The sequence below is a fragment of the Streptomyces sp. NPDC057963 genome, assembly GCF_042887155.1.
GTDB lineage: Bacteria > Actinomycetota > Actinomycetes > Streptomycetales > Streptomycetaceae > Streptomyces.
In genome coordinates this window covers 30,919-56,634 of sequence record NZ_JBHVPX010000028.1, presented here as the reverse complement: position 1 = coordinate 56,634, position 25,716 = coordinate 30,919, and the positions used below count along the sequence as shown (strand labels likewise).

Sequence of the window (25,716 nt, the reverse complement as noted above, 5' to 3'; positions counted from 1 at the left end):
AAGGTCTCCGTTGAACCCGTCGTCCCCGCCCCGCAAGCAGCAGATCGCGGTCATCGTCCTTGCGGGGTTCCTGGGATCCGGCAAGACGACGCTGCTCAACCACCTTCTCCGCAACCGAGCGGGAAACCGGATCGGCGTGATCGTCAACGATTTCGGTTCCATCGAGATCGATGCCATGACGGTCTCGGGGCAGGTCGGCTCGACGGTCTCACTGGGCAACGGATGCCTGTGCTGCGCGGTCGACGCGAGCGAGCTCGACACCTTTCTGGAGGCGCTGACCCGGCCTGCCGCCCGCCTCGATGTGATCGTCATCGAGGCCAGCGGGCTGGCGGAGCCGCAGGAGCTGGTGCGCATGCTCCTGGCCAGCGACAACCCGCACATCGTGTACGGGGGCCTGGTGGAGGTCGTGGACGCCGCCGAGTTCGATGCCACCCGGGAGCGTCATCCGGAGATCGAACGCCATCTCGCCGTCGCCGACCTTGTGGTGCTGAACAAGACCGACCGGGTCGGGAGCGAGGAACAGGCCCGTATCAGGGACGTCGTCGCCGCGACCGGCGCCCCGGCCGGCGGCGAGGCGGAGGGCGGCAGTGCGGCCGCCGTCATCTGCGCCACATACGGACGCATCGACCCCGAGCTGCTCTTCGACCCGGCGCTGCGGCCGGACGGCGAGGAGAAGGCCCGCCAGCTCACCTTCGAGGACCTGCTCCTGGCGGAACGGGCCGAGGAAGAGGCCGGCGCCGGGCACGAGCACCATCTGCATGCCGCGTACGAGAGCGTCTCCTTCACCTCGGACGTACCGATGAACCCCCGCCGCCTGATGGAGTTCCTCGACTCCAGGCCGCACGGCCTCTACCGGATCAAGGGGTTCGTCGACTTCGGTGTGGGCGACCGCGACAACACGTACGTCCTGCACGCGGTCGGCAGGTTTCTGAGGTTCGCCCCGCGGCCGTGGGCACGCGACGAACCGCACCTCACCCAGCTGGTGCTGATCGGCTCGGGCATCGACCCGGACCGGCTGCACAAGGAGCTGGCCGACTGCCGCGAGAGCGCCGCCCCGGTACCGGGCACGACGCAGGACGCCGCACATGAGCGAAGCATGTGGGGCGTCCTGCGATACGTACAAGGGTCCGACGACGACGCATAGCGGCAGCTCCCCCGCCGCCACGGCCGTCTGCCCGCGCCATGTCCTAGACGGGGCCGGCCACCACCGCGACCGGCTTGACCAGCGGTGTCCCCGAACCGTCACGCCGCGGGTCCGGCTCCGGCAGCTCGGTCGGCGTGCCGTTCTTCTGCGCGGCCCGAGCGGGTGTCGCGCCCGCCCAGCCGAACACCAGGACGTCCTCGCCCTTGAGGAACCGCTGACAGCGCACCCCACCGGTGGCCCGGCCCTTGCGCGGATACTGATCGAACGGGGTGAGCTTGGACGTCAGCACCGAGTCGTCCAGCGTGCCGTGCGAGCCCGCCACCGTGAACACCACCGCGTCCACCGCCGGATCCACCGCGGTGAACGAGATCACCTCGGCGTCCGCCGCGAGCTTGACGCCTGCCATGCCGCCCGCGGGCCTTCCCTGCGGCCGCACCTGCGCCGCCTGGTAGCGCAGCAGCTGCCCGTCGGACGTGATGAAGACCAGGTCCTCCTCGCCCGTGCGCAGTTCGGCCGCGCCGACGATCCGGTCACCGTCCTTGAGGGTGATGACCTCCAGCTCGTCCTTGTTGGACGGATAGTCCGGCACCACCCGCTTGACGACCCCCTGCAAGGTGCCGATCGCCAGGCCGGGTGAGGCCTCGTCGAGCGTGGAGAGGCAGATGACCTCCTCGTCGCTCTCCAGCGTGAGGAACTCCGAAACCGTCGCCCCGCCCGACAGACTGGGCGCCGCGTGAGTGTCCGGCAGCTGCGGCAGATCGATCACCGCGAGCCGCAGCAACCGCCCCGTCGACGTCACCACGCCCACATCGCCGCGGGCCGTCGCCGGCACGGCCGACACGATCACATCGTGCTTGGCACGCTTGGCGTCCTCGGCGAAGACGATCGGATCGTCATGGGCGGTACGGGCCAGCAGGCCGGTCGACGACAGCAGCACCCGGCACGGGTCGTCCGCGACCTCCAGCGGCACCGAGGCGACCTGCGAGCCGGCCGACTCCAGCAGCACGGTTCGCCGGTCGGTGCCGAACTGCTTGGCGACCGCCGCCAGTTCGGAGGAGACGAGCTTGCGCAGCTCGGTGTCGGAATCGAGGATGGCGGTCAGCTCGTCGATCTCGGCGTTGAGCCGGTCCCGCTCGCTCTCCAGCTCGATCCGGTCGAACCGGGTCAGCCGGCGCAGCGGGGTGTCCAGGATGTACTGCGTCTGGGTCTCGCTCAGCGAGAAGTGCTCGATGAGCCGCTCCTTCGCCTGCGCCGAATTGTCGCTGGACCGGATGAGCCGGATGACCTCGTCGATGTCGATCAGCGCGATGAGGAGCCCCTCGACCAGGTGCAGCCGGTTGCGGCGCTTGGTCCGGCGGAACTCACTGCGCCGGCGCACCACCTCGAAGCGGTGGTCGAGATAGACCTCCAGGAGCTCCTTGAGGCCCAGGGTGAGCGGCTGGCCGTCGACCAGCGCCACATTGTTGATGCCGAAGGACTCCTCCATCGGCGTCAGCTTGTACAGCTGCTCCAGCACGGCCTCCGGCACGAAGCCGTTCTTGATCTCGATGACCAGACGCAGCCCGTGCGCGCGGTCGGTGAGGTCCTTGACGTCCGCGATGCCCTGGAGCTTCTTCGCCGAGACCAGGTCCTTGATCTTGGCGATCACCTTCTCCGGGCCGACGCTGAAGGGCAGTTCGGTGACGACCAGGCCCTTGCGGCGCGCCGTGACGTTCTCCACGGCGACGGTGGCGCGGATCCTGAACGTGCCGCGGCCGGCCGCGTAGGCGTCCTTGATGCCCCCGAGGCCCACGATCCGGCCACCGGTCGGCAGGTCGGGACCGGGGACGAACCGCATCAGGGTCTCCAGGTCCGCGCCCGGATGCTTGATGAGATGGCGGGCGGCGGCGATGACCTCGCCCAGGTTGTGCGGCGGCATGTTGGTCGCCATGCCGACCGCGATCCCGGTCGTGCCGTTGACCAGGAGGTTCGGATAGGCGGCCGGGAGGACGACCGGCTCCTGCTCCTGGCCGTCGTAATTCGACTGGAAAGCGACGGTGTCCTCGTCGATCGACTCCGTCATCAGCGACGTCGCGTCGGCCATCCGGCATTCGGTGTACCGCATGGCGGCCGGCGGGTCGTCGTTGCCGAGCGAGCCGAAGTTCCCGTGCCCGTCGACGAGGGGGAGCCGCATGGAGAACGGCTGCGCCATCCGCACCAGCGCGTCGTAGATCGACGCGTCACCGTGCGGGTGCAGCTTGCCCATGACCTCGCCGATCACGCGGGCGCACTTCACATAGCCGCGCTCCGGGCGCAGGCCCATCTCGTTCATCTGGTACACGATGCGGCGGTGCACCGGCTTCATGCCGTCGCGGGCGTCCGGCAGGGCCCGTGAGTAGATCACCGAGTACGCGTACTCGAGGTAGGAGCCCTGCATTTCGTCGACGACGTCGATGTCGAGGATCTTCTCCTCGAAATCGTCCGGCGGCGGCGGGGTCTTCGTGCTGCGGCGGGCCATCGCTGCTGCGACTCCTTCACGGATTCTGACGGATTCTGTCCGGGCAACCTCAGGTTCTGACGCGGACCATTGTGGACCGCCGCACTGACATCGCCGACCTCGACCCGTCCCAAGAGGCGTTCCCGACCCCTGCCGAGAGGGGTCTGGCGGCCGTCCCGCGGGGGACGCGCCCCTCTTTCACGCGAACTTCCGCGGTATGGGAACTTCGCCAGGTGTCTGTGCGCTTGCTTACAGTGGCAGGTCTCGCAGGAAATCCATTATCGCGATCGAAGGGACGTACATGCCCATGGGTCACACGGCCACAGCCCAGGCCGGCTCCGGCGGCTTGACAGCGACCGAGCACCGTCTGGCCAACGGCCTGCGCGTGGTGCTCTCCGAGGACCATCTGACCCCGGTCGCCGCGGTCTGCCTCTGGTACGACGTCGGTTCGCGCCACGAGGTCAAGGGACGCACCGGTCTGGCTCACCTCTTCGAGCACCTGATGTTCCAGGGCTCCGGCCAGGTGAAGGGGAACGGACACTTCGAGCTGGTGCAGGGAGCCGGCGGTTCGCTCAACGGGACCACCAGTTTCGAGCGCACCAACTACTTCGAGACGATGCCCACGCACCAGCTGGAGCTGGCCCTCTGGCTCGAGGCCGACCGGATGGGCTCACTGCTCGCCGCGCTCGACGAGGAGTCCATGGAGAACCAGCGCGACGTCGTCAAGAACGAGCGGCGGCAGCGATACGACAACGTTCCTTACGGCACGGCGTTCGAAAAGCTGACGGCCCTGGCCTACCCCGAGGGCCACCCCTACCACCACACGCCGATCGGCTCGATGGCGGACCTGGACGCCGCGACCCTCGAGGACGCGCGCACCTTCTTCCGCACGTACTACGCGCCCAACAACGCGGTGCTCTCGGTCGTCGGCGACATCGACCCCGAGCAGACGCTCGCCTGGATCGAGAAGTACTTCGGCTCCATCCCGTCCCACGACGGCAAGCAGCCGCCGCGCGACGGCACGCTCCCCGAGACCATCGGCGAGCAGCTGCGCGAGGAAGTGCACGAGGAGGTCCCCGCGCGGGCGTTGATGGCCGCCTACCGGCTGCCGCACGACGGCACCCGCGAGTGCGACGCGGCAGACCTCGCGCTGACCGTGCTCGGTGGCGGCGAGTCGTCGCGGCTGCACAACCGCCTGGTCCGCCGTGACCGTACGGCCGTGGCGGCCGGTTTCGGGCTGCTGCGGCTGGCCGGTGCGCCCTCCCTCGGCTGGCTGGACGTCAAGACGTCCGGCGGCGTCGAGGTGCCGCAGATCGAGGCCGCGGTCGACGAGGAGCTCGCCCGGTTCGCCGCCGAGGGCCCCACGCCCGAGGAAATGGAACGTGCGCAGGCCCAGTTGGAACGCGAGTGGCTGGACCGGCTCGGTACGGTCGCGGGCCGCGCCGACGAACTCTGCCGGTTCGCCGTGCTGTTCGGCGATCCGCAGCTCGCCCTGACCGCCGTGCAGCGGGTGCTCGCCGTCACCGCGGAAGAGGTCCAGGCGGTCGCCAAGTCCCAGCTGCGCCCCGACAACCGGGCCGTGCTGGTCTACGAGCCGGTCGAGCCCGCGGAATCGGCGGACACCGACGAGACCGACGCCGACGACACCGACACGCACGAAGGAGCGGACAAGTGACCGACGCTGCCGCGACTGGAGTATCGATGCAGTTCCACCCGCAGCCCGCCCCCGGCGTGGCCCGCCCCTGGGCCTTCCCCGCGCCGGAGCGCGGTGCTCTGCCCAACGGCCTCACGGTGCTGCGCTGCCACCGTCCCGGCCAGCAGGTCGTGGCGGTGGAGATCTTCCTCGACGCCCCGCTGGACGCGGAGCCCGAGGGCCTCGACGGTGTGGCCACGATCATGTCGCGGGCGCTCTCCGAGGGCACCGACAAGCACACCGCCGAGGAGTTCGCCGCCGAGCTGGAGCGCTGCGGCGCCACCCTCGACGCGCACGCGGACCACCCCGGCATCCGGGTTTCCCTGGAGGTCCCGGCCTCCCGGCTGGCCAAGGCGCTCGCGCTGGTGGCCGAGGCGCTGCGAGCGCCCGCCTTCGCCGACAGCGAGGTCGAGCGGCTCGTGCGCAACCGGCTCGACGAGATCCCGCACGAGCAGGCCAACCCGGCCCGCCGCGCCGCCAAACAGCTCTCCAAGGAGCTCTTCCCGGCCTCGGCGCGGATGTCGCGCCCGCGTCAGGGCACCGAGGAGACGGTCGAGCGGATCGACTCGGCCGCCGTGCGCGCCTTCTTCGACGCCCATGTCAGGCCGTCCACGGCGACCGTCGTGGTCGTCGGCGACCTCACCGGCATCGACCTGGACACCCTGCTGGCCGACACCCTCGGCGACTGGTCGGGCGACACCGCCGAGCCCCGTCCCGCCCCGCCGATCACCGCGGACGACACCGGCCGGGTGGTGATCGTCGACCGGCCGGGCGCGGTGCAGACGCAACTGCTGATCGGCCGGATCGGCGCCGACCGGCACGACAGCGTGTGGCCGGCCCAGGTGCTCGGCACGTACTGCCTGGGCGGCACGCTCACCTCCCGGCTGGACCGGGTGCTGCGCGAGGAGAAGGGCTACACCTACGGCGTGCGGGCCTTCGCCCAGGTGCTGCGGTCGTCGGCCCCGGACTCCGCCGCGGGGCCGACCGGTGCCGCGATGCTGGCCATCAGCGGATCGGTGGACACGGAGTCCACGGGACCGGCGCTGAAGGACCTGTGGACGGTACTGCGGACCCTGGCGGCCGAAGGGCTGACCGATGAGGAGCGCGAGACGGCCGTGCAGAACCTCGTGGGTGTCGCACCGCTGAAGTTCGAGACGGCGGCCTCCGTCGCAGGCACCCTCGCCGACCAGGTCGAGCAGCACCTCCCGGACGACTACCAGGCGCATCTTTATGCCCGGCTCGCGGAGACCGGCACGGTCGAGGCGACCGCGGCGGTGGTCAGCGCCTTCCCGGGCGACCGGCTGGTCACGGTCCTCGTCGGTGACGCGGCGCAGATCGAGGAGCCGGTCCGGGCGCTGGGCATCGGAGAGGTGTCGGTGGTCGCCGGCTGACCGGGCCGGCCCGTTGCGCGTGGCGGTCCGCCGGTGGCGGTCCGCCCGTGCCGCCTCACCGCTCGGCCGCCTCTTCCGGCGGAGGACCGACGGGGCGGACCGAGTGTCGGCTGCGCCGCTCGGCCCCCCAGCTGGCCCACCATCCGGTGTCATGTGTCCACATACCGGGACAAGAGGAAGGCTCCTGTGAGCGAGATCTCGCTGGAGCCTTCCTTTTTGTCCGTTCTGGTGGAGGGGTTGCCTGTCTGCCCTGTGGGATGCGCTACAAAACGGCCTGTCCGTTTGGTGAATGAAAGTGACCCCGCTTAGCGTCGGCTGGGCTGTCCGTCACTCGTACGCCGCATCCGCGACGCACCGGGCAGCCATCGCCGAGTCCCCGTCAGGCGCGAGCCTGGGGAGCCGGGGACCCACGCAGTCCCTGGGGTGAATCGGATGTCTGGGCCTCGGTGAGGCCGGGGCGTCCGTAGGAGACCTTCCTGCTCCGAACCCGTCAGCTAACCCGGTAGGCGAGAAGGAAGGAAAGGACCAGCCACTTCATGGCGTTCACCCGTGCCACCGGGAAGCATCGTGCCCCGAGCCGACTGACGTGCAGGAGCGCGAAGATCGCCGGCGTCGCGGCCCTGGCCACCACCGGCGTCGTCGGCGGCATGGCCGCGCCGGCCCTCGCCGCGGACGCGTCCGTCAGCGAGACCGGCCTGAACCAGGTCATCGCCATCGACAGCGCCCTCGCCGGCCAGATCGACGCCCAGGCCGACGCGCAGCGGCGCCAGGCCGATGCCGCGGCGAAGGCGGAGGCTCAGCGCAAGGCGGAGGCCCAGAAGCGGGCCGAAGCCAAGAAGAAGGCGGAGGCGAAGGCCAAGGCCGACGCGAAGCGCGAGGCCGAAGCGCGCGCCGAGAAGGCGCGCGCCGCCCGGTCCGCCGAGCGCACCCGCCTGGGAGCCTTCCAGCTCCCGGTCGCCGGTTCGTACGTCACCACCGGCTACAAGTCCAGTGGCTCGCTCTGGTCGTCCGGCAGCCACTCGGGCATCGACTTCCACGCCGCGTCCGGCAGCTCCGTCGTCGCCGTCGGTGCCGGTACGGTCGTCGAGGCCGGCTGGGGCGGCGCGTACGGCAACAACATCGTGCTCCGGATGACGGACGGTACGTACACGCAGTACGGCCACCTCTCCTCGATCGGCGTCTCCGTCGGCCAGAGCGTCGGCGCGGGACAGCGGATCGGCCTCTCCGGTTCGACCGGCAACTCCACCGGCCCGCACCTCCACTTCGAGGCCCGGACCACGCCTTCGTACGGCTCCGACATGAACCCCGTCGCATACCTGCGCGCCCACGGCGTCAACGTCTGACCGACGCCCCCGCAGCACCCCTTCGAAGGCCCCGGCGATACGCCGGGGCCTTCGCCGTGCCCGCGGTGCCGTGCCGTGCCCGCGGTGCCGTGCCGTGCCCGCGGTGCCGTGCCGTGCCCGCGGTGCCGTGCCGTGCCCGCGGTGCCGTGCCGTGCCCGCCGGGCCCGGCCCGCCGTGCCGACCCGCAGTGCCCGGCTCCGGCGCCCTCCCGTGGTTCCTGCCCGCCGCGCCGTCCGTGGCCAAAAGATATTCATGAATTTCTGCCCGGCATCGGAAATGCGGCCGCATTGGAATAGAGTCGCGGAACAGGCGTCGGCCGGCCGCGTTCCGCGGGGATCGAGGCGGAGGTTCGGGCATGCACATTCCCGCGCATTCGGTATGCACGGCAATCCGTGACGACATCGTCTCCGGTGTCTTCGAACGCGGCAGCCGGCTCACCGAGGAGTTGCTGGCGCGCCGTTACGGGGTCTCCCGTGTGCCGGTACGGGAGGCGCTGCGCACCTTGGAGTCCGAGGGGTTCGTGGTCACCCGGCGGCATGCGGGCGCCTGTGTCGCCGAGCCCACCGAACAGGAGGCGGCCGACCTGCTGGAGGTCCGGATGCTGCTGGAGCCACTGGGTGCCGCACGTGCCGCGCACCGCCGCACCGAGGCGCATCTCAAGGTGCTGCGCGGCCTGGTCGGGCTCGGCCAGGAGCGGGTCGGGCGGGGTGAGAGGGAGGATCTTCGCTCGCTGGGCGGCTGGTTCCACGAGACGTTGGCGCAGGCCTCCGGCAGCCCCGGCCTGATCGCGCTGCTCACCCAGCTCCGGCACAAGATCGCCTGGATGTACGAGGTCGAGCAGCCGGCCCGCCCGGCGGACTGCTGGGCCGAACGCGGAGCCATCGTGGACGCGGTGGCGCGCGGCGACGCGGAACGGGCCAGGGCGATGGCCGCCCAGCACGCCGAACGGGCCGCGGCCGCGCACCGGCTGCGCCGCACCGACCGGCCGGAACGCGGACCCGCGGCATCCCGCACCGACCGGCCGGAACGCGGACCCGCCGCCTCCCGCACCGGCCCGGTGAGGGCTCCGTAACATCCCGTAAACGCCACAGGCGACCGGCATTAACCATTACGCCGTATACAAAGAGCTGCCATTCCGTGGGGCTTTCTTCAGGCTGCCCGAATTACCTTTTCGCACGGGAATGTATTTGCCCGGTCCGGACCGGGAATGCGAAAGAGCCGCGGACCCGGTCAAGGGTGTCGCGGCTCTTTGAGGGGAGGGCAGGAAACGGGTCAGACCGTCTCCGGCAGCTCGTCGAGCCCTTCGGCGACCAGCTTCGCCAGGCGGTCCAGGGCGGCCTCGGAATCGTCGGCCTCGGACGCGAGCACGATCTCCTCGCCGCCGTGCGCGCCGAGACCGAGCACCGCGAGCATGGAGGCGGCGTTCACCGGGTTGCCGTCGGCCTTGGCGATCGTCACGGGGACGCCGGAAGCCGTGGCGGCACGGACGAAGATGGAAGCGGGGCGGGCGTGCAGGCCCTCGGCCCAACCGACGTTGACGCGGCGCTCAGCCATGGTTCTGCCCTTCACGAATCAATAGTTGTCTAGACCAGTCTCTCACGCAGTGCGCGATGCTCCGGCCGACCCGCGGCAGGCGTTACAGCCCGTGCCGCACCGCCGCTCGGCCCCCTCAGACTGCCCCGGCCCCAGGGCCTACGCGACTGCTGACGGAGTCGTAGTCTTTGCCCATGCAGCCCTCGCCGGAGCAGAGTCCGCATCACGCGTACCCCGACCACTGGGAAGCAGACGTGGTCCTCCGCGACGGAGGAACCGCGCGGATCCGGCCCATCACCACGGACGACGCCCAACGGCTGGTCAGCTTCTACGAGCAGGTCTCCGACGAGTCGAAGTACTACCGCTTCTTCGCTCCGTACCCCCGTCTGTCCGACAAGGACGTGTACCGCTTCACCCATCACGACTACGTCGACCGGGTGGGGCTCGCGGTCACGGTCGGCGGCGAGTTCATCGCGACCGTCCGCTACGACCGGATCGACGAGCGGGGCAGGCCCGCCTCCGCGCCCGCCGACGAGGCCGAGGTCGCCTTCCTCGTCCAGGACGCGCACCAGGGCCGGGGCGTGGCCTCGGCGCTCCTCGAACACATCGCGGCCGTCGCCCGGGAGCGCGGCATCCGCCGCTTCGCGGCCGAGGTGCTGCCCGCCAACAACAAGATGATCAAGGTGTTCCGGGATGCCGGGTACACCCAGCAGCGCAGCTTCGAGGACGGCTCCGTCCACCTCACCCTGGACCTCGAACCCACCGCCGAGTCCCTCGCCGTCCAGCGCGGCCGGGAACAGCGGGCCGAGGCGCGCTCCGTACAACGGCTGCTCGCCCCCGGCTCCGTCGCCGTCATCGGTACCGGCCGCACACCCGGCGGGGTCGGCCGCACGGTCCTGCGCAATCTCCTCGGGGCCGGTTTCACCGGTCGTGCATACGCCGTGAACCGCGCCTTCGCCGCCGACCAGGGCACGATCGACGGGGTCCCGGCCCACCGTTCGATCGGCGAGATCGGCGAACCGGTCGACCTCGCGGTCGTCGCCGTCCCGGCCGACCGGGTTCCCGAGGCCGTCGCCGACTGCGGCGAGCACGGTGTCCAGGGGCTGGTCGTGCTCTCCGCCGGGTATGCCGAATGGGGAGCCGAGGGCAGGGAACGGCAGCGGGAGCTGGTCCGCCAGGCCCGCTCGTACGGGATGCGGATCATCGGACCGAACGCCTTCGGCGTCATCAACAACGCCGAGGCCGTCCGGCTGAACGCCTCCCTGGCCCCCGAGCCGCCCGCTCCCGGACGCATCGGCCTCTTCACCCAGTCCGGAGCGATCGGCATCGCGCTGCTCTCTGGGCTCTACCGGCGCGGCGCCGGGCTCTCCACCTTCATCTCCGCGGGCAACCGCGCCGACATCTCGGGCAACGACTTCCTGCAGTACTGGTACGAGGACCCGGACACGGACGTCGCCCTGCTGTATCTCGAATCGCTCGGCAACCCCCGCAAGTTCACCCGCCTCGCACGGCGCACCGCGGCGGTGAAGCCCGTGGTCGTGGTGAAGGGCGCCCGGCACAGCGGATCCACCCCGCCCGGCCACGCGGTACCGGTCAGCCGTATCCCGGACGCGACGGTCTCCGCGCTCATGCGGCAGGCGGGCGTGATCCGGGTCGACACGGTGACGGAAATGGTCGACGCGGGCCTGCTCCTCGCCGACCAGCCGCTCCCGGCGGGCCCGCGGGTCGCGATCCTCGGCAACTCCGAGTCGCTCGGCCTGCTCACGTACGACGCCTGCCTGGCCGAGGGGCTCCGCCCGCGCCCGCCCCTCGACCTCACCACCGCCGCGACCCCGCAGGACTTCCGGGACGCCCTGACCGAGGCCCTCGCCGACGACGGCTGCGACTCGGTGGTCGTCACGGCCATCCCGTGGGTGGGTGAGGACGGCCAGGCGGAACCGGGCGACGGAGAGGTACTGGCGACCGCCCTGCACGCGGCCGCGGCGGCCGGCCCCGCCAAGCCGGTGGCCGTCGTCCACGTGGAGATCGGCGGCCTGGCGGAGGCGCTCGCCGCGGCCACCAGCACGGTCGCGCAGCAGCGCCCCTCGACGCAGTCCTCCTCGGCCGCGCCCCCCTCGCGCGCCGGAGCCGAAGCCCGGACCGGCCCCGCCCCGGCGCACACCACTTCGGCCGCCGCCCCCGGCACGGCCACCGCCGACCCCGGCGCGGAGGGCAAGGCAGGCCCGGAAGGCAAGGCAGGCACCGACGTCCGGGAAGGCGCAGGATCCGGCCCCGGTTCCGGCCCCCGCACCCGTGCCGGCCGGATCCCCGCCTACCCCGCCGCCGAGCGGGCCGTGCGCGCCCTGGCCGAAGCGGTGAGGTACGCGCAGTGGCGACGGCAGGCGGCCGTGCCCGGCAAGGTGCCCGAATTCCTCGACGACACCATCGACGAACAGGGCGCCGCCGGCCTGATCGATGCCCTGCTCGGCCCGGACCCCGATCCGCGGGGCAGGCCGCTCGCGCACGAGGAGGCGGGCGAACTTCTGGGCCGCTACGGCATCACCGTACGGCCGACCCTGCCGGCCCCCGACCCGGAAGCCGCCGTCGCCGCGGCGGCGCGGCTCGGCTATCCCGTGGCGCTCAAGACCACCACGCCCCACCTCCGCCACCGCGCCGATCTCGGCGGTGTCCGGCTGGACCTCGCCAACGAGAGCGCGCTGCGCCGGGCGTACGGGGAACTGACCGCTCTGCTCGGCAAGCCCACCGAACTCCGACCGGTCGTCCAGGCCATGGCGCCGCGCGGTGTCGACACCGTCGTGCGGGCCACGATCGATCCGGCGGCGGGCGCCGTCCTCTCCTTCGGGCTCGCGGGCGCGCCCTCCGAACTCCTCGGCGACACCGCCCACCGTCTCGTTCCGGCCACCGACCGTGACGCCGCCGAGCTGATCCGGTCCATCCGGGCGGCCCCGGTGCTGTTCGGCTGGCGGGGCGCGGCGCCCGTGGACACCGCGGCCCTCGAAGAGCTGCTGCTGCGGGTGTCCCGGCTGGTCGACGACCATCCCGAGGTCGTCTCCATCGCCCTGGAACCGGTCGTGGTCTCCCCCCAGGGGCTGACCGTTCTCGGCGCGAGCGTCCGGCTCTCGCCGCCTCCGGCCCGTACCGACCTCGGGCCCCGCCGCCTCCCCAACTACTGACCGGCCACCGGCCGAACGCCATCGCTCCGTCCCCGGCCGCAGGACGGCCGCGAACGCGCCGGTCTCCTCACCTGCCGGGCCCCGGTCGCCCTGCCGGACGACGTCCCCGGCAGTCATCCGTCCCCCGTAGGATGGTCCTCATGGCTAAGACCGGTACGACGACCCAGGGGCTGCGCACGGCGATCGAGCGCAGTGGCTACTACCCGGCCCTCGTGGCCGAGGCGGTGGAGGCCGCCGTGGGCGGTGAGCCGGTCGCTTCGTACCTGGTGCATCAGGAGACCACCTTCGACTCCAACGAGGTGCGCCGCCACGTCACGGTCCTGGTCCTGACGGACACCCGCTTCATCGTCAGTCACACCGACGAGCAGAACGCGGACACCAGCTCTCCGACGCCGTACGCCACCACCTCCACGGAGTCGGTCAAGCTCGACCGGATCTCGTCGGTCGTGGTCAGCCGCGTCGTGGCCAATCCGGAGAAGTACGTACCGGGCACGCTGCCCCGCGAGGTCGTCCTCACCATCGGCTGGGGCGCGGTCTCCCGCATCGATCTCGAACCGGCTGCCTGCGGCGACCCCAACTGCGAGGCCGACCACGGCTACACCGGCAGCTCCACCGCCGACGACCTGAGCCTGCGGGTCAGCGAGGCCGGTGACGGCCCGGACACCGTGCGCCAGACCCTCGCCTTCGCGCAGTCCCTCTCCGAAGCCACGGCCGCGACCGCGGCGACCGGCCGCTGATGGCCCAGCCGGCCTGGCAGGACCCCGTCCCGCTCCCCGTCGAAACCGCCCCCGTTCCCGAGTACGGCAGCGGCTCGCTCGCCGATCTGCTGCCCACGCTCGCCGCGGGACAGGGAGTGCCCGGCTTCACCGCGGCGATCCCCGAACTCACCCCCGCCGACCGGAACTGCGTGTTCCTGATCGACGGCCTCGGCTGGGAGCAGATCAAGGCCCACCCGGACGAGGCACCGTTTCTGCACTCCCTGCTCCCGACCTCGCGCGGTGGCACCGGCCGTCCGATCACGGCGGGCTTCCCGGCCACCACCGCGACATCACTGGCGTCGGTCGGTACCGGACTTCCGCCGGGGGAACACGGACTTCCCGGGTACACCGCGCGCAACCCGGAGACCGGCGAGCTGATGAACCAGCTGCGCTGGCAGCCGTGGACCCCGCCGAAAGCCTGGCAGCCGTACCCCACCGTCTTCACGCTCGCCGATGCCGCGGGGGTGTGTACCGCCCAGGTCTCCGCCCCCGCCTTCGAGCAGACCCCGCTCACCAAGGTCGCGCTCAGCGGGGGCTCGTTCCTCGGCCGGCTCTCCGGCGAGGAACGGATGGACGTCGCCGCCCAACGGCTCGCCGCGGGTGACCGGTCGCTCGTCTACACGTACTACAGCGAGGTCGACGGCAAGGGCCACCGTTTCGGTGTCGACTCCGACGCCTGGCGCGGGCAGCTGATGTACGTGGACGGCCTGGCCCGACGTCTGGCCGAACAGCTCCCACCCCGTGCGGCGCTGTACATCACTGCCGATCACGGCATGATCGACATCCCCTTCGACGAGCAGTCCCGGATCGACTTCGACGAGGACTGGGAACTGGGCGCGGGCGTCGCCCTGCTCGGCGGCGAGGGCCGGGCCCGTCACGTGTACGCGGTCCCGGGGGCCGAGAACGACGTGCTGACCGTCTGGCGGGAGGTGCTCGGCGAGCAGTTCTGGGTGGCGAGCCGGGACGAGGCGATCGAGGCGGGCTGGTTCGGCCCGAAGATCGACGAACGTGTGCACGGCAGGATCGGCGATGTCGTCGCGGCGGCCCACGACGACGTGGTGATCACCGCCTCGGTCAACGAGCCGCACGAGTCCGCGATGGTGGGCATGCACGGCTCGATGACCCCCGTCGAGCAGCTCGTTCCACTCCTTGAAGTACGCTCGTAGCCGCTTTTCCCCGCTACCGCCTCCCCAGGTCCGCTTCGCCCCGCCCGAAAGGTGCTCAGCCCCTCATGCCCGAGCTTGTGTTCTTCTCCGGAACGATGGACTGCGGAAAGAGCACGCTGGCGCTGCAGATTGCGCACAACCGGTCGGCGAGGGGGCTGCAGGGTCTGAACTTCACCCGTGACGACCGTGCGGGGGAGGGGAAGCTCTCTTCACGGCTCGGGCTGGTGACCGAGGCGGTCGAGGCGGTGCCGGGCATGAATCTGTATGCCTATGTCGTCGACCGGGTGTCGCAGGGCGGCAAGGTCGACTACTTGATCGTGGACGAGGCGCAGTTCCTGGAGCCGGTGCAGATCGATCAATTGGCGCGGGTCGTGGATGACTTGGGCCTGGATGTCTTCTCCTTCGGGATCACCACGGACTTCCGCACGAAGCTCTTCCCCGGCTCGCGGCGGCTGATCGAGCTGGCGGACCGCCTTGAGACGCTGCAGGTGGAGGCGATGTGCTGGTGCGGGGCGCGTGCTACGCACAATGCCCGCACGGTGGGTGGCGAGATGGTGGTGGAAGGTGAGCAGGTCGTGGTCGGTGACGTGAGCAGCCCCGCTGCGGACGTTGGCTACGAGGTGTTGTGCCGGCGTCACCATCGTCGCCGTATGACGAGCGGTTCCGTCCGTGCCGGCGCGCTCTCGCCGGACGTTCTGCCGGTGGGCTCTGACTGAGAGTTGCCGGCCGAAAGGCCGTGGCCCACTGTGCGGTGGTCTGCAGAGCCTCCGGTCTCCGCCTGCACCCGGGGCACCTGCTTCCAGCCGCAGCTGGATGTCGTGGCCGACCTGGCCGGGGTGGTCGTCACCAGCGACGCCACGCACACCTTCGAGCGCGAGCACGCCGACTACCTTCTCGGTCGCGAAGCCCACTGCATCGTGATCGTCAAAGGCAACCGGAGGAAGCTCCGCAAGCAGCCCAGAATGGTGTCCTGTGTGGCGAGTTCGAGGAAGCTTCTGTAGCAGCAGAGGGCGGCGGCGAGGCTGAGAAGGACCAGGTAGTTGCGGGGGAGACGTTCGTAGCGCTGGTCGAGTCGGTGGTAGCCGGTCAGCCAGGACATGGTGCGCTCGATGACCCGTCTGCGGCGTCCTGCTCGTTCGCCGGACTCGACCGGCCCAGGGTCCGCTCAACCATCCAGCGTCTCGGCAGCACCACGAACCCGGTCGTCTCGTCGCTCCGCTTGACGACCTGAAGGGTGATGGGGAGTTCGGCGCGGACGAAGTCGACGAGGCGGCCGGTGCAGCAGCCGTCGGCTGCTGGACGAACCGACGCCCGGCCTGGACGCCGACGCCGAACCGCTGGTGATCGGGGCTCTGCGGCAGCTGGTCGCAAGCCGGACAGTGGTCATGACCACGCACCGCCCAGCACTGCTGGGCATGGCGACCCGCACGGTCCGGCTCACTGCGACGCCGCCCACGTCAGGGGGCCGGAACGAGGTGCCGTACCTGTCGCCGCCCGCCCGCCAGGAATTACGGGACAGCCCTGAGTACGGACACCACAGAAACTCTCCTGGCTCCGGGCCGCTACCGCCGTCACAGTGAAACTACGAAGGCTTCGCTGTGGGATTCGTTTCGCTGAATGGAATCCACTGACCCCCCACCTAAAGTAACCCACCGGGTTACGCCCTTCGAATACCCACCGAGGGGGCATGATCCGGTCGCCTATCTGCCTGAAAAGGCCAATCCCGGATCGGTCTTGGATCACACCCGCCTGTGCGGCGGGGAATGCGTAGAAGGAACGATGACCATGAATGCGAACTCCTCTGTGCTGGTCCGGCGGTCACGCATGTGCCTGGCCGCTGTCGCCGTTGCCGGAGCACTGGGACTGCTCAGTGCGTGCGGCGGATCGTCACAACCCAAACCATCGGGCGCACTGAGTCCCGGCACTGGCCAGACCCTGCCCGGAACGCCCGGTGCCTCCGGAACGGGCGGTACGGTCAGCCCCCCGCCGATCACGCCCTCGACCTCACCCACCGCCGGCCAATCGTCCGCTCCGGCGGCCGCCAACGCGGTGACGATCAAGAACTTTGCGTTCTCCCCGGCCAAACTGACGGTCAAGGCGGGCACGAAGGTGACCTGGACCAACACCGACCCCGACACTCACACCGTCACCAGCAAACAAGGATCGGGCGGGCCGCTGAAGTCGGCAGGCCTGGCCACCAACGACACCTACAGCTACACCTTCACCAAACCCGGCACCTACCCCTACTACTGCACCATCCACCCGTTCATGACCGCCACCGTGGAGGTGACCCCATGACCGGACCCGCACACGACTCCAGCGACGACGGCGAGCACGGCATGTCCCGCCGTCAGCTCATGCGGCACTCCGCCTGGTTCGGTGGCGCCGTCATCCTGACAGTCACCGGGGGAGAGGTGATCAGCCATATCCCGGGCTCGACGGACCCCACCCCGGCGGGCAGCACAGACCTGCGATTCGTGCAGATCTCCGACAGCCACATCGGCTTCCACGGCCCGGCCAACCTGAATGTCGCCGGAACGCTCACCGCAGCGATCAACCAGGTCAACTCACTCGGATTCCGCCCCGACTTCGTTATGCACAGCGGCGACCTGACACACCTTTCCACCCCCGCCCAGTTCGACCAGGTCAAGCAGATGCTGTCGCAGCTGCGCACGGACCGGATCTTCACCGTGCCGGGCGAGCACGACTCGATCGGGGACAACGGACGCGCATACCGAAAAGCTTTCGCCAAAAACACCCTCGGTGACGGCTGGTACAGCTTCGACACCCACGGTGTGCACTTCATCGCGCTGGTCAACACTCTGCACCTTGAGCAACTCGGCCACCTGGGCAGCGAGCAGATCGATTTCGTCCGCAAGGACATCGCCGGCCTGTCGTCGGACACCCCCATCGTCGTCTTCAGTCACATCCCGTTGTTCGCGATGTATCCGAAGTGGGGCTGGGGCACCGACGATGCGGTGCAGGTGCTGTCGATGCTGCGTCGTTTCTCGTCGGTCACGTGCCTCAACGGGCACGTCCACCAGCTGTTCACCAAGACCGAGGGCAACATCACCTTCCACTCGGCCGCTCCCACCTGCTACCCGTTTCCCAAGCCCGGCCAGGGCCCCGGACCCATTCCGCAGGTGCTGCCCGCCGGACGCCTCAAGGACGCACTCGGCATCCGCACCGTCAGCTACCGGCAGGGCAGCCACGCACTGGCGGTCAAGGACGAGAAACTGGCATGAGCAGCCGGAGCCTGCCCGCCCTCGTACTGCGCTTGGTGCTCGCCGCCGCGCTCGCGGCAAGCGGATACATCCACGCCCAGCTCTACATCGACGGATACCGCTCCAACCACGTCATCGGCCCGTTGTTCCTGCTGCAGGCCGGCGCCGCCTTCGCGGTTGCCGCACTTCTCCTGTTGGCGGCGCCCCTGCTGCTCCGGATCGCCGCCGCCGCAATCGCCATGGCGCGCTCGCCGGGTTCGCCGCATCCCGCACCATCGGATTGTTCGGGTTCACCGAACGCGGCCTGCAGCCCGCCCCGCAGGCGCTGCTCAGCCTCGTCGCCGAGACGCTCACCCTGCTGACTGTCGTGGCCCGGCAGGTATTCGAGCTCCGGCGACACCGTCGCACCCGGCCGCACGCACGACGAGACCAGCCGAGCGCGGCCCGACCTCCGCACCATGGCGCCGGACAGATGAACCAGACACCGACGCGCCTCCCACACGGCGGACACGACCCGGTGCGGCGGCCCACCAGCCGGCCGACAAGTGGCAGGCCGGCTGTCGAAGAGGGAGTATGGACAGGAAGCGTGCGCTTCGTGCGCTGACCGCGTGTCCGCGCGAACCGTAGAATTTTTTTGGAAAGCGCACCCGGCTGATGACGAGGCTCGAATTTCTTGCACGAGCCATGAGATGCGCAGTCTTGGGATGACGTGATTCTGTTGCCCTGAGACGCGCCCTGACGGTTCGCGACACCGGCACAACAGGCGGTCGCGAGCGGGACCGATGCGCGACCGTGCGTGTCGGTCTGGAAATTGACCGTGCGTTCCGGTCTGAACCAGAGCAGATGTCGCGGGGTTTTGTTTTCGAGCGACGGGCACGTCGTTCCCAGGGAGCCCCTCGACGGTTGAGTACCTTCTGCCGCACTTCGCCACTCCACCTGTAGGAATATCCCGAACATTCGATCGGAAACGGGGCCTGCGCATGGGATGGCTCACTTTTTATTACTTCATATCTTATGTTCCGTACGCCATGCTGGTGAAGGCACTGGCCAGCGGAGTGACTCCGCTTTCGGGGAAGCCGGTCAACGGCTTTGAGTTGCTGCCCGCAGCGGCCCTCGGGCAGCTCGTGGTGATGCCTGTGTTCGTAGCCCTGTCGGGTTGGTGGCGGCACATGCGGCGGGGTGAGATCGGGGGGCGTCGGATTCCAGCGGCCGGTCGGGAAACGCTGGCAGCCGGCTTCTTTGCTTCGCTCATTATCGGCACCACCACGATGAACTACACTTTTTCCGGCATTTCGATCCTCTTCATGCTGTTGTTGATGCGCGGGGGAGTTCTGGCTGTCTCCCCGTTGGTCGACAAGGCGCGCAAACGGCGGGTGACGACATCTTCCTGGGTGGGGTTGTGCCTCAGCCTGATCGCGGTTTCAGTGGCACTCGGTGATGTGAACAGCTACCACCTCACGCTGGCTGCCGTGCTGAGCGTCCTGATCTACCTCGTCGGCTACGTGGGCCGGTTCGAAATCATGAGCCGGGTGGCCAAGTCGGGGGTTCTCGCAACAGACCGCCGCTTCTTCGTGGAGGAGCATGTCGCCGCACCTGTTTGGCTGATTCTGCTGCTGGCGGCAGGGGCACTGGCCGGGCAAGCACAGTTGCGTGCGGGCTTCACCACATTCCTCGGTACCCCTGTCGCGTGGGCGGCGGCGGGCACAGGCGTGGCGTACGAGGTGCTGTTCGTCTTCGCTTCGCTGATCTACCTCGACCGGCGCGCGTACACCTGGGGCGTGCCGGCATGGGCGTTCGCCAGCCTGATGTCCGGTCTGGCCGCCTCCTTCTCGCTGGCGTGGATGGCCGGGCTCCGAGCTCCGGGGGCCGCACAGCTCCTCGCGCTCGTCTTCGGCGTCGGCGCGGCGGCGGCGCTGTCCTACCCGTCGGCCGTCACCTGGTGGCGGGCACGCGCCACCGGGGCGGCGTGCCGTGTGTTGTTCGTCTGCGGCGGGAACACCTCCCGTTCGCCCATGGCCGAGGTCATCGCGTGGGCCCAGGCCGCGGAGGCGGGAGTCGCGTACGCCTTCCGGTTCTCCAGCGCGGGCGTTGCGACGACGCGGCCCGGGGACCCGATGGCTCCCGAGGCCCGGTCCGCGCTCGCCGAGCTCGGACTGGACCGAGTGCCGGGCCGGGGGAATCCCCGGCTTCACCGAGCACGCCCGGTCACCCCTGAGCTCTGCCGGGACAGCTCCGTCATCTACTGCATGACCCGGGCCCATCGCCACAGGGTGATCGCCGTGGCACCCGAGGCCGAGGGCCGCACCCTGTGTCTGGATCCGCGCTGTGACATCCCCAATCCGGAAGGGCAGTCCCCGGAGGTGTACGGCCGGTGCGCCCGGCACATCCAATGGTCCGTCCGCGTCCGCCTGGGCGAACTCCTTCGCTCCGACCTCGTCGCGGCGCACCGTCGAACCGCAACACCCGGGTGCGGCAGGTGATCGCGGTGATCGGCGGCATCCCGGAGGCGTTGGTGGACGCACTGTGCGACGCGTTCGACCACGGTGATCGGCCCACGCCCGAATACGCCGCCCGGCCGCCGTCGCCGGCCGACGTCGTCGAACGCCGTGCCCGCGCCGCCGGGTCGGGAGCGCTGCCGGCCAAGGGGGACGCCGCCGCGGACACCGCTGCCGCACGGGCGCACTTCCGCGACAACCTGCGCTCCTACAGGCCGCCGACCGCCGGCTACGCGGACGTCCTGCGCCTGCGGCCGGGCATCGACTCCGACCTCCCCATCGTGTGCACCCCGGCTGCCAACCGGTTCGTCCTGCCGCAGGCCCTTCCGGAGGAGTACGTCCAATGGAGCGGCTGACGAACGGGTGCGACGCCGCCGACACGCGGCGGGCTCACATAGTCGCAGTGATCGCCCAACCCGAGGATCTCACCACGCCTCGCCTGCGCGGCCTCGCAGAGGTGGCCGACGCGCTGGAGGTGCGTGCCGACCTGGTCGGCGACCCCGATCCGCACCGGCTGCGCCGACACTTCACCGGCCCGGTGACCTACAGCCTGCGCACCCCGCGCCACGGCGGCCGCTCGGCTGCCGGCCCGGTCGAACGCCGCACCCGGCTCCTCCGCGCGGCGGACCACTATGACGTGGTCGATCTGGAGGCCGTGGACGACCTGGTCCCGGAACTGCTGGCGGGCATCCCCGCCCGGCAGCGGCGCGTCTCCTGGCACCAGCCCGAACCCGCACGCCCCGAGCGGAGCGCCGCCCGCGGGGCAGACGTGCTGGAGGCATCCGCGGAACTGCGGGAGCGGTTCGCCGCGATGGCCACCACACCTGCGCTGCTGTACCTCCTCGTGCCGCAGTCGGGAACCCAGTACGGGTCGGCCTCGCCACTGCTGCTCACCGGGCTCGGGCGCTCCGACGTGACGGCGTTCGCGTCCGGTCCGGCCGGCACCTGGACGCGGGTGCTGGCGCCGTGGCTGGGCGCGCCCCTCGCCTTCGGCCGGGCCGGTGCCCCGGGAGCTGACGGGATGCCGAGCGTGGGCCAACTCCAGAGCGACTACGGACTGCCCGCTCTGCCACCGCTCAGCGCCCTGTTCGGCATTGCCGGCCATGCCCCGGGACGCTCGCTGTCACCCCGGCTGCACAATGCGGCGTTGCGGGAGCTGCGGCTGCCCGCGCTCTACCTGCCCTTCCAGGTGGACACGTTCCCCCGCTTCTGGCACTGGGCCAACGGCTTCGGGGCGCTGGCCCGGCTGCCGCTACGCGGGCTGACCGTGACCGCTCCCCACAAGCAGAGCGCGGTCGAAGTGGCCGACGTCGTCGGCCCGCAGGCGCTGCGGTGCGGCGCGGCCAACGCTCTGTGGCTCGATGCCGGGCGCTGGCGGGCGGCCACCACCGACACCGCCGCCGCCCTGCACATCCTTGCCCGGGCCGGGGTCGATCCCCGCGGCCGCAGGGCCGCCGTCATCGGTTGCGGCAGCACCGGGCAGGCCGTCGCGCTGGCCCTGCTGCAGGCCGGAGCCCGGGTGACCCTGGTCAACCGGGGGCATGCGCGCGGCCGGGAGGCCTCCTCGCGCCTCGGGGCTCCCTACGTACCGCTCTCCCGGTTCTCCCCGGCAGGACACGCTGTGCTCGTCCACGCCACGCCCTTGGCGGAAAGGCAACCGTTTCCGGTTGCCGCCGTCGACCCGGACGCGGCGGTGCTGGAAATGGTCTACCGCGATCCGCCGACCGCGCTCATGAACGCCACCCGCGCCCGCGGACTGATCGGCATCGACGGCTGGGACGTCCTGCTCGTCGAAGTGAGCGAACAATTCCAGCTGTTGACAGGCCATCCGTTCCCCGACGCGCTGCCACTGCGCTCCCTCTGCTTCGGCCAGGTCGGGCGCGCCGACGTCCACGACCCCACCGAGCCGGAGGAACCGTCCCCGATGCAACCCACGAGCGGAGAGGCGCCATGACAAGCCGTTCGGCCTCCCCCGCCGGACCGGCCGCACCGCGGTCGCCGGACACCCCCGACGTCTCGGCGCTGCTGGGCGACTGGGTCAACACCGACCAGGGCAGTTCGCAGGGGGCCCTACGGCTGAACGTGACGGGGCACGAGAAGGGCCTGTTCGTCAGGGCTTTCGGCACCGGCAGCCCGCAGTCGCGCGACTGGGGTGAGGTGCCGGCGGTCGTGTACACCGCGCCAGGAACCCCATCGACCGCCTGGTCGTTCTCGGCGATCTACCACTTCGGCTCGCTGCGCACCGTCCTGTGCGCCTACCACAAGACGGGCATCCTGGTGGCCACCACGAGCAATATCTTCAGCGATGGCGGCGGGGGAGCCGACCACTGGGCCCGCTCGTTCTTCCACAGGGCGGAGGGGCGGACATGACGGCACGAACGGTCGATGCGGCGCCGCTGGCCGGTGGCTGGGTCAACTTCGACACCACCGCCACAGGTATCCACCGGGTCGATGCCGAGGTCGACGGCAGCCGGCTCATGCTGCGGATCACCGAGCGCGGCGCCCCGGACCCGTCACAAGAGGCGACCGTACGGACCGCAACGCCCGTCACCGGCGCCCCCCTGCCCGCCGTCCCGCTGGCCGATGACATGGACGCCCGCGAGGCCGTGGCCTTCCTCGCCGAAGGTCCGCTCGGCTCCCGCCGGGTCCTCCTCTGCGGCTACCTCAACCGCGGCCTGCTGACCATCGATGTCCATACCGTCCACACCGCCGATCCGCAGACACCGAACGTGATGTACCGCGCCCACTTCTACCGTTCGGAAGGGGCCGTCCTGCTATGACCGACGACCTGGGCCACGGTCCGGCCCGCGGTCCGGTGGCCGGGGGCGACCGGGTCGTTCTCGACGCCGTGGCGAAGCTGGCCGCGGACAACTTCGCCCCCCGCGCCGAGGAATACGACCGCAGGGCCGCCTTCCCCGCCGAGGACTTCGACGACCTGTTCTCCGGCGGGTTCCTGGCCGCCCCTGTGCCGCGGGAGCACGGCGGCCTGGGCTACGGCCCCCAGCAGCGCAACACCCTGCCCCTGTGGGAGATCACCACCACGCTGGCCAAGGCCGATCTGTCACTGGCCCGCTGCTGGGAGGGGCACGCCAACGCGCTCGTCCTCATCGACGCCCTGGCCGGCCCGGAGCAGAAGCGGCACTGGTTCACCGGCGTGGTCGAACACGGAGAGAAATGGGCCGCATGGAGCGGCGAACCCCAGGCCCCCAAGCCGGGCGAGACCGGTCGCTTCGGCACCATGCTGACACCCGTCCGCGGCGGCTGGACCCTCCGCGGCAGCAAGGCGTTCGCCACCAGCGCCACCGGAGCCCAGTGGGCGATCCTGCTCGTCGATCCGGCCGGCCCCGGCGGAGCCCGGCACAGCCGAGCGGCCCACGGAGAACTCCTGCTGCTCGCCTGCGACCTGTCCGACCCGACTGTGACTGTGGACAGTTCGTGGTGGGACCCGATCGGCATGCGTGCGACGGTCAGCCATGTGGTGCGGTTCCACGACACCTTCGTCCCGCGCGAGCATCTCATCGGCCGCCCCGGCGCCTACTTCGAAGGGCACTGGCAGACCGCTTTCATCCCGCACTACGCTGCCAGCTTCCTCGGGGGCGCTCTGGCCGCGAACGAATACGGGCTCGGGTACCTGATGCGGCAGGGCAAGGGCGGTGATCCCCATGTGCAGCAGCGGGTGGGCAGCATGGCGGTCAACATCGACACCGCCCGCCTCTGGTTGCGCCACGTCGCCGGTCTGTGGGACGAAGGCAGGGTCGAGGAGGCGCGCATCGCCGGCAGCAGGGCCTGGCATGTGATCGAGCATGCGGCGGAAGAGACAGTGCACCACGTCATCCGCGCCTGCGGTGCCCGCAGCCTGATCCGCCCGAGCCCCGTGGAGCGGATCCTGCGCGACCTGACCTTCTACGAGCTCCATGACAACGACGACCACGTCCTGGCGACCATCGGGCAGGCCGTACTCGGCGAGCAGCACGACCCGTCGTTCCACAGACCATGACTCCGAACCCCCAAGCCAAGTAGGGGAACACGTCGTCGCAGGGTATCCATCGGCGAACGTGATTCACGTCTGTCGCAGCCTTGATCACTGCACATCGCCACACGCGAGGGCCATCTCCGCTGTGGGCTTCCAGCCCGCACAACGCGCTCCGATCACCGTCGTGCACCTGCGAAGGGCCGCACTTCGGCCATGTCCGTCCGCTCGCCCTCGTCGTCCCGGCCGGCGCCGTAGGCGGTCCGAAGACCCGGGCACCCATGGCTCCACGAACACGGCCCCTCCTTCACCCGGGTCGGCATGTCGCTCTCATCGGCCGTCCGGCCCAACCGCTCTCCTTGATTCGCGTACCTGCTGGCGCGCCGACTGGACCCGGCAGCGACTCTTCGGACGTACTGGCGAGATCGGCCCGCAATGCCTGGAGAACCTGTTGAGAAACCCTCCCCTCGCGACCGCCCGGGCCGCCGTTGACGCCATGCGCGCCATGGTGCACAACGGTTGCTCCGGCGGCAGAAGGACGACGATCGCCGTGAGCCCGCAGCCCGCACCGGCGGCGGTCGCATCCGCCCGCACCGATCCTCACTCCGTCTCCGGGCCGTCGGTTCACACCACCGGCACTCCCGGCGCCGCGCTCGGCACCACGTGGTGTGCCGTCCAGCTCCAGGGCGACACAATCGGGAGCGGGGGTGGCTGATCCCGTGGACGGCATCGCTCACCCTGCCGGCCGCCAGCGGCTCCACGGCGTCCTGTGGATGCTCCTGCCCGTGGCGGTCATGGTCGGCCTCTACTGGTACGGCCGAGTACACACCCCCGTCTACGAGAACAGCCTCTTCGGGCAGCGCGGCGACGACGCCAGACTGCTCAAAGCCCAACTCGGCTCCGCGCTACTGGGCCTGGCGCTGGTTCAGCTGCTTCTCGCCCTCTGGATGTACGGCCGCCTGCCCGCACTGCGAACCGCACCGCACCGGGTCAACACGACGCACCGCCTCATCGGTCTGACCGCCTTCCTCCTCTCCCTCCCCATCGCTCAGCACTGCATCACCACCTACGGCGTCCAGCTGACCGACACCCGCCTGGCGCTGCACTCGCTCACCGGCTGCTTCCTCTACGGGGCCTTCGTCGCCAAGGTCATCGTGGTCCGCCACCGCCACTGGCCCAGCTGGGCACTCCCTCTGGCTGGAGGCACCCTCGTCACCGCGATCGCCCTGATCTGGTACGCCGCCGCCTTCTGGTATCTGAACGGCTTCCAGGCACCCGGCCTGTGAGCAGAGCGCGAGACGTCTCTCCCTGCGGCCAACGACGGGCCGGGGGCATGAAGCCAGCCCTGCC

At 70.4% G+C, this 25,716-nt stretch carries 22 protein-coding genes, 1 pseudogene and 1 riboswitch; of the genes and pseudogenes, 20 read left to right on the top strand and 3 right to left on the bottom strand.

Annotation, left to right across the window (positions count from 1 at the left end; translation table 11 throughout):
• Positions 1-10 precede the first annotated feature (10 nt).
• Positions 11-1,144, top strand: a complete 1,134-nt coding sequence (locus tag ACFVT1_RS36085) for a CobW family GTP-binding protein (RefSeq protein ID WP_389803650.1) — start codon at positions 11-13, stop codon at positions 1,142-1,144.
• A gap of 43 nt (positions 1,145-1,187) precedes the next feature.
• Here the strand turns inward: ACFVT1_RS36085 and ACFVT1_RS36080 are convergent, their stop codons facing one another.
• Positions 1,188-3,641, bottom strand: coding sequence for a DNA topoisomerase (ATP-hydrolyzing) subunit A (locus tag ACFVT1_RS36080; RefSeq protein ID WP_389803647.1), 2,454 nt, complete (start codon positions 3,639-3,641; stop codon positions 1,188-1,190).
• A gap of 280 nt (positions 3,642-3,921) precedes the next feature.
• Here ACFVT1_RS36080 and ACFVT1_RS36075 point away from each other — a divergent pair, with 280 nt between their 5' ends.
• The 4 genes from ACFVT1_RS36075 to ACFVT1_RS36060 all read left to right on the top strand — a co-directional run bounded on the left by ACFVT1_RS36075 (position 3,922) and on the right by ACFVT1_RS36060 (position 9,119).
• Complete coding sequence (locus tag ACFVT1_RS36075; protein WP_362203587.1) at positions 3,922-5,295, top strand: pitrilysin family protein; 1,374 nt, start codon at positions 3,922-3,924, stop codon at positions 5,293-5,295.
• A 26-nt stretch (positions 5,296-5,321) separates the two neighbouring features.
• Positions 5,322-6,704 (top strand): M16 family metallopeptidase, encoded by a 1,383-nt coding sequence (locus ACFVT1_RS36070; protein ID WP_389803692.1) that lies wholly within the window; start codon positions 5,322-5,324, stop codon positions 6,702-6,704.
• A gap of 356 nt (positions 6,705-7,060) precedes the next feature.
• Positions 7,061-7,227, top strand: a riboswitch (cyclic di-AMP (ydaO/yuaA leader).
• A gap of 13 nt (positions 7,228-7,240) precedes the next feature.
• The gene (locus ACFVT1_RS36065) at positions 7,241-8,047 is read left to right on the top strand and encodes a M23 family metallopeptidase (RefSeq protein ID WP_389803644.1); all 807 of its coding nucleotides are present in this window, start codon (positions 7,241-7,243) and stop codon (positions 8,045-8,047) included.
• Positions 8,048-8,402: 355 nt separating this feature from the next.
• Positions 8,403-9,119: a GntR family transcriptional regulator gene (locus tag ACFVT1_RS36060; RefSeq protein ID WP_389803641.1), complete on the top strand. Its 717-nt coding sequence runs from the start codon at positions 8,403-8,405 to the stop codon at positions 9,117-9,119.
• Positions 9,120-9,319: 200 nt separating this feature from the next.
• Here the strand turns inward: ACFVT1_RS36060 and ACFVT1_RS36055 are convergent, their stop codons facing one another.
• On the bottom strand, positions 9,320-9,601 hold the full coding sequence (locus tag ACFVT1_RS36055) for an HPr family phosphocarrier protein (RefSeq protein WP_266749172.1): 282 nt from the start codon (positions 9,599-9,601) through the stop codon (positions 9,320-9,322).
• 173 nt (positions 9,602-9,774) lie between these two features.
• Here ACFVT1_RS36055 and ACFVT1_RS36050 point away from each other — a divergent pair, with 173 nt between their 5' ends.
• From ACFVT1_RS36050 to ACFVT1_RS36030, 5 genes are all read left to right on the top strand, one after another.
• Positions 9,775-12,753 carry a GNAT family N-acetyltransferase gene (locus tag ACFVT1_RS36050; protein ID WP_389803638.1) on the top strand — a complete coding sequence of 993 codons (2,979 nt, stop codon included), beginning with the start codon at positions 9,775-9,777 and terminating at the stop codon, positions 12,751-12,753.
• Positions 12,754-12,893: 140 nt separating this feature from the next.
• Entirely contained in the window at positions 12,894-13,490 is a 597-nt protein-coding gene (locus ACFVT1_RS36045; RefSeq protein ID WP_389803636.1) for a DUF5998 family protein, read from the top strand.
• Complete coding sequence (locus tag ACFVT1_RS36040; RefSeq protein ID WP_389803633.1) at positions 13,490-14,677, top strand: alkaline phosphatase family protein; 1,188 nt, start codon at positions 13,490-13,492, stop codon at positions 14,675-14,677. Before ACFVT1_RS36045 ends, ACFVT1_RS36040 begins: the two co-directional genes overlap by 1 nt.
• Positions 14,678-14,742: 65 nt before the next feature.
• Positions 14,743-15,393 (top strand): thymidine kinase, encoded by a 651-nt coding sequence (locus tag ACFVT1_RS36035; RefSeq protein ID WP_389803631.1) that lies wholly within the window; start codon positions 14,743-14,745, stop codon positions 15,391-15,393.
• A gap of 30 nt (positions 15,394-15,423) precedes the next feature.
• Entirely contained in the window at positions 15,424-15,678 is a 255-nt protein-coding gene (locus ACFVT1_RS36030) for a hypothetical protein (protein ID WP_389803629.1), read from the top strand.
• On the opposite strand, the pseudogene ACFVT1_RS36025 reads toward ACFVT1_RS36030, so the two are convergent.
• Positions 15,651-15,827: pseudogene (locus ACFVT1_RS36025) on the bottom strand (transposase); the annotation flags it as partial. The gene ACFVT1_RS36030 and the pseudogene ACFVT1_RS36025 overlap by 28 nt on opposite strands.
• A 467-nt stretch (positions 15,828-16,294) precedes the next feature.
• On the opposite strand from ACFVT1_RS36025, the gene ACFVT1_RS36020 reads away from it, so the two are divergent.
• The 10 genes from ACFVT1_RS36020 (at position 16,295) to ACFVT1_RS35975 (ending at position 25,652) form a co-directional block, all read left to right on the top strand.
• Positions 16,295-16,975, top strand: coding sequence for a cupredoxin family copper-binding protein (locus tag ACFVT1_RS36020; RefSeq protein ID WP_389803626.1), 681 nt, complete (start codon positions 16,295-16,297; stop codon positions 16,973-16,975).
• Positions 16,972-17,922: a metallophosphoesterase family protein gene (locus tag ACFVT1_RS36015; RefSeq protein WP_389803623.1), complete on the top strand. Its 951-nt coding sequence runs from the start codon at positions 16,972-16,974 to the stop codon at positions 17,920-17,922. Before ACFVT1_RS36020 ends, ACFVT1_RS36015 begins: the two co-directional genes overlap by 4 nt.
• Entirely contained in the window at positions 17,919-18,263 is a 345-nt protein-coding gene (locus tag ACFVT1_RS36010) for a hypothetical protein (RefSeq protein ID WP_389803620.1), read from the top strand. The genes ACFVT1_RS36015 and ACFVT1_RS36010 overlap by 4 nt, the downstream gene beginning before the upstream one ends.
• 618 nt (positions 18,264-18,881) lie before the next feature.
• On the top strand, positions 18,882-20,381 hold the full coding sequence (locus ACFVT1_RS36005) for a hypothetical protein (RefSeq protein WP_389803617.1): 1,500 nt from the start codon (positions 18,882-18,884) through the stop codon (positions 20,379-20,381).
• Positions 20,378-20,752 carry a hypothetical protein gene (locus ACFVT1_RS36000; RefSeq protein WP_389803614.1) on the top strand — a complete coding sequence of 125 codons (375 nt, stop codon included), beginning with the start codon at positions 20,378-20,380 and terminating at the stop codon, positions 20,750-20,752. Before ACFVT1_RS36005 ends, ACFVT1_RS36000 begins: the two co-directional genes overlap by 4 nt.
• Positions 20,740-22,350, top strand: a complete 1,611-nt coding sequence (locus ACFVT1_RS35995; protein WP_389803611.1) for a hypothetical protein — start codon at positions 20,740-20,742, stop codon at positions 22,348-22,350. The genes ACFVT1_RS36000 and ACFVT1_RS35995 overlap by 13 nt, the downstream gene beginning before the upstream one ends.
• The gene (locus tag ACFVT1_RS35990; RefSeq protein ID WP_389803608.1) at positions 22,347-22,766 is read left to right on the top strand and encodes a hypothetical protein; all 420 of its coding nucleotides are present in this window, start codon (positions 22,347-22,349) and stop codon (positions 22,764-22,766) included. The genes ACFVT1_RS35995 and ACFVT1_RS35990 overlap by 4 nt, the downstream gene beginning before the upstream one ends.
• Positions 22,763-23,176 (top strand): hypothetical protein, encoded by a 414-nt coding sequence (locus ACFVT1_RS35985; protein ID WP_389803605.1) that lies wholly within the window; start codon positions 22,763-22,765, stop codon positions 23,174-23,176. The genes ACFVT1_RS35990 and ACFVT1_RS35985 overlap by 4 nt, the downstream gene beginning before the upstream one ends.
• The gene (locus ACFVT1_RS35980) at positions 23,173-24,393 is read left to right on the top strand and encodes an acyl-CoA dehydrogenase family protein (protein ID WP_389803602.1); all 1,221 of its coding nucleotides are present in this window, start codon (positions 23,173-23,175) and stop codon (positions 24,391-24,393) included. The genes ACFVT1_RS35985 and ACFVT1_RS35980 overlap by 4 nt, the downstream gene beginning before the upstream one ends.
• A 680-nt stretch (positions 24,394-25,073) precedes the next feature.
• On the top strand, positions 25,074-25,652 hold the full coding sequence (locus ACFVT1_RS35975; RefSeq protein WP_389803599.1) for a DUF6529 family protein: 579 nt from the start codon (positions 25,074-25,076) through the stop codon (positions 25,650-25,652).
• Positions 25,653-25,716: the final 64 nt, after the last annotated feature.

Coding starts and splice junctions, on each gene's coding strand:
- ACFVT1_RS36080 (WP_389803647.1), bottom strand. CDS start 3,641: ATGGCCCGCCGCAGCACGAAGACCCCGCCGCCGCCGGACGATTTCGAG.
- ACFVT1_RS36075 (WP_362203587.1), top strand. CDS start 3,922: ATGCCCATGGGTCACACGGCCACAGCCCAGGCCGGCTCCGGCGGCTTG.
- ACFVT1_RS36070 (WP_389803692.1), top strand. CDS start 5,322: ATGCAGTTCCACCCGCAGCCCGCCCCCGGCGTGGCCCGCCCCTGGGCC.
- ACFVT1_RS36065 (WP_389803644.1), top strand. CDS start 7,241: ATGGCGTTCACCCGTGCCACCGGGAAGCATCGTGCCCCGAGCCGACTG.
- ACFVT1_RS36060 (WP_389803641.1), top strand. CDS start 8,403: ATGCACATTCCCGCGCATTCGGTATGCACGGCAATCCGTGACGACATC.
- ACFVT1_RS36055 (WP_266749172.1), bottom strand. CDS start 9,601: ATGGCTGAGCGCCGCGTCAACGTCGGTTGGGCCGAGGGCCTGCACGCC.
- ACFVT1_RS36050 (WP_389803638.1), top strand. CDS start 9,775: ATGCAGCCCTCGCCGGAGCAGAGTCCGCATCACGCGTACCCCGACCAC.
- ACFVT1_RS36045 (WP_389803636.1), top strand. CDS start 12,894: ATGGCTAAGACCGGTACGACGACCCAGGGGCTGCGCACGGCGATCGAG.
- ACFVT1_RS36040 (WP_389803633.1), top strand. CDS start 13,490: ATGGCCCAGCCGGCCTGGCAGGACCCCGTCCCGCTCCCCGTCGAAACC.
- ACFVT1_RS36035 (WP_389803631.1), top strand. CDS start 14,743: ATGCCCGAGCTTGTGTTCTTCTCCGGAACGATGGACTGCGGAAAGAGC.
- ACFVT1_RS36020 (WP_389803626.1), top strand. CDS start 16,295: ATGGAATCCACTGACCCCCCACCTAAAGTAACCCACCGGGTTACGCCC.
- ACFVT1_RS36015 (WP_389803623.1), top strand. CDS start 16,972: ATGACCGGACCCGCACACGACTCCAGCGACGACGGCGAGCACGGCATG.
- ACFVT1_RS36010 (WP_389803620.1), top strand. CDS start 17,919: ATGAGCAGCCGGAGCCTGCCCGCCCTCGTACTGCGCTTGGTGCTCGCC.
- ACFVT1_RS36005 (WP_389803617.1), top strand. CDS start 18,882: ATGGGATGGCTCACTTTTTATTACTTCATATCTTATGTTCCGTACGCC.
- ACFVT1_RS35995 (WP_389803611.1), top strand. CDS start 20,740: ATGGAGCGGCTGACGAACGGGTGCGACGCCGCCGACACGCGGCGGGCT.
- ACFVT1_RS35990 (WP_389803608.1), top strand. CDS start 22,347: ATGACAAGCCGTTCGGCCTCCCCCGCCGGACCGGCCGCACCGCGGTCG.
- ACFVT1_RS35985 (WP_389803605.1), top strand. CDS start 22,763: ATGACGGCACGAACGGTCGATGCGGCGCCGCTGGCCGGTGGCTGGGTC.
- ACFVT1_RS35980 (WP_389803602.1), top strand. CDS start 23,173: ATGACCGACGACCTGGGCCACGGTCCGGCCCGCGGTCCGGTGGCCGGG.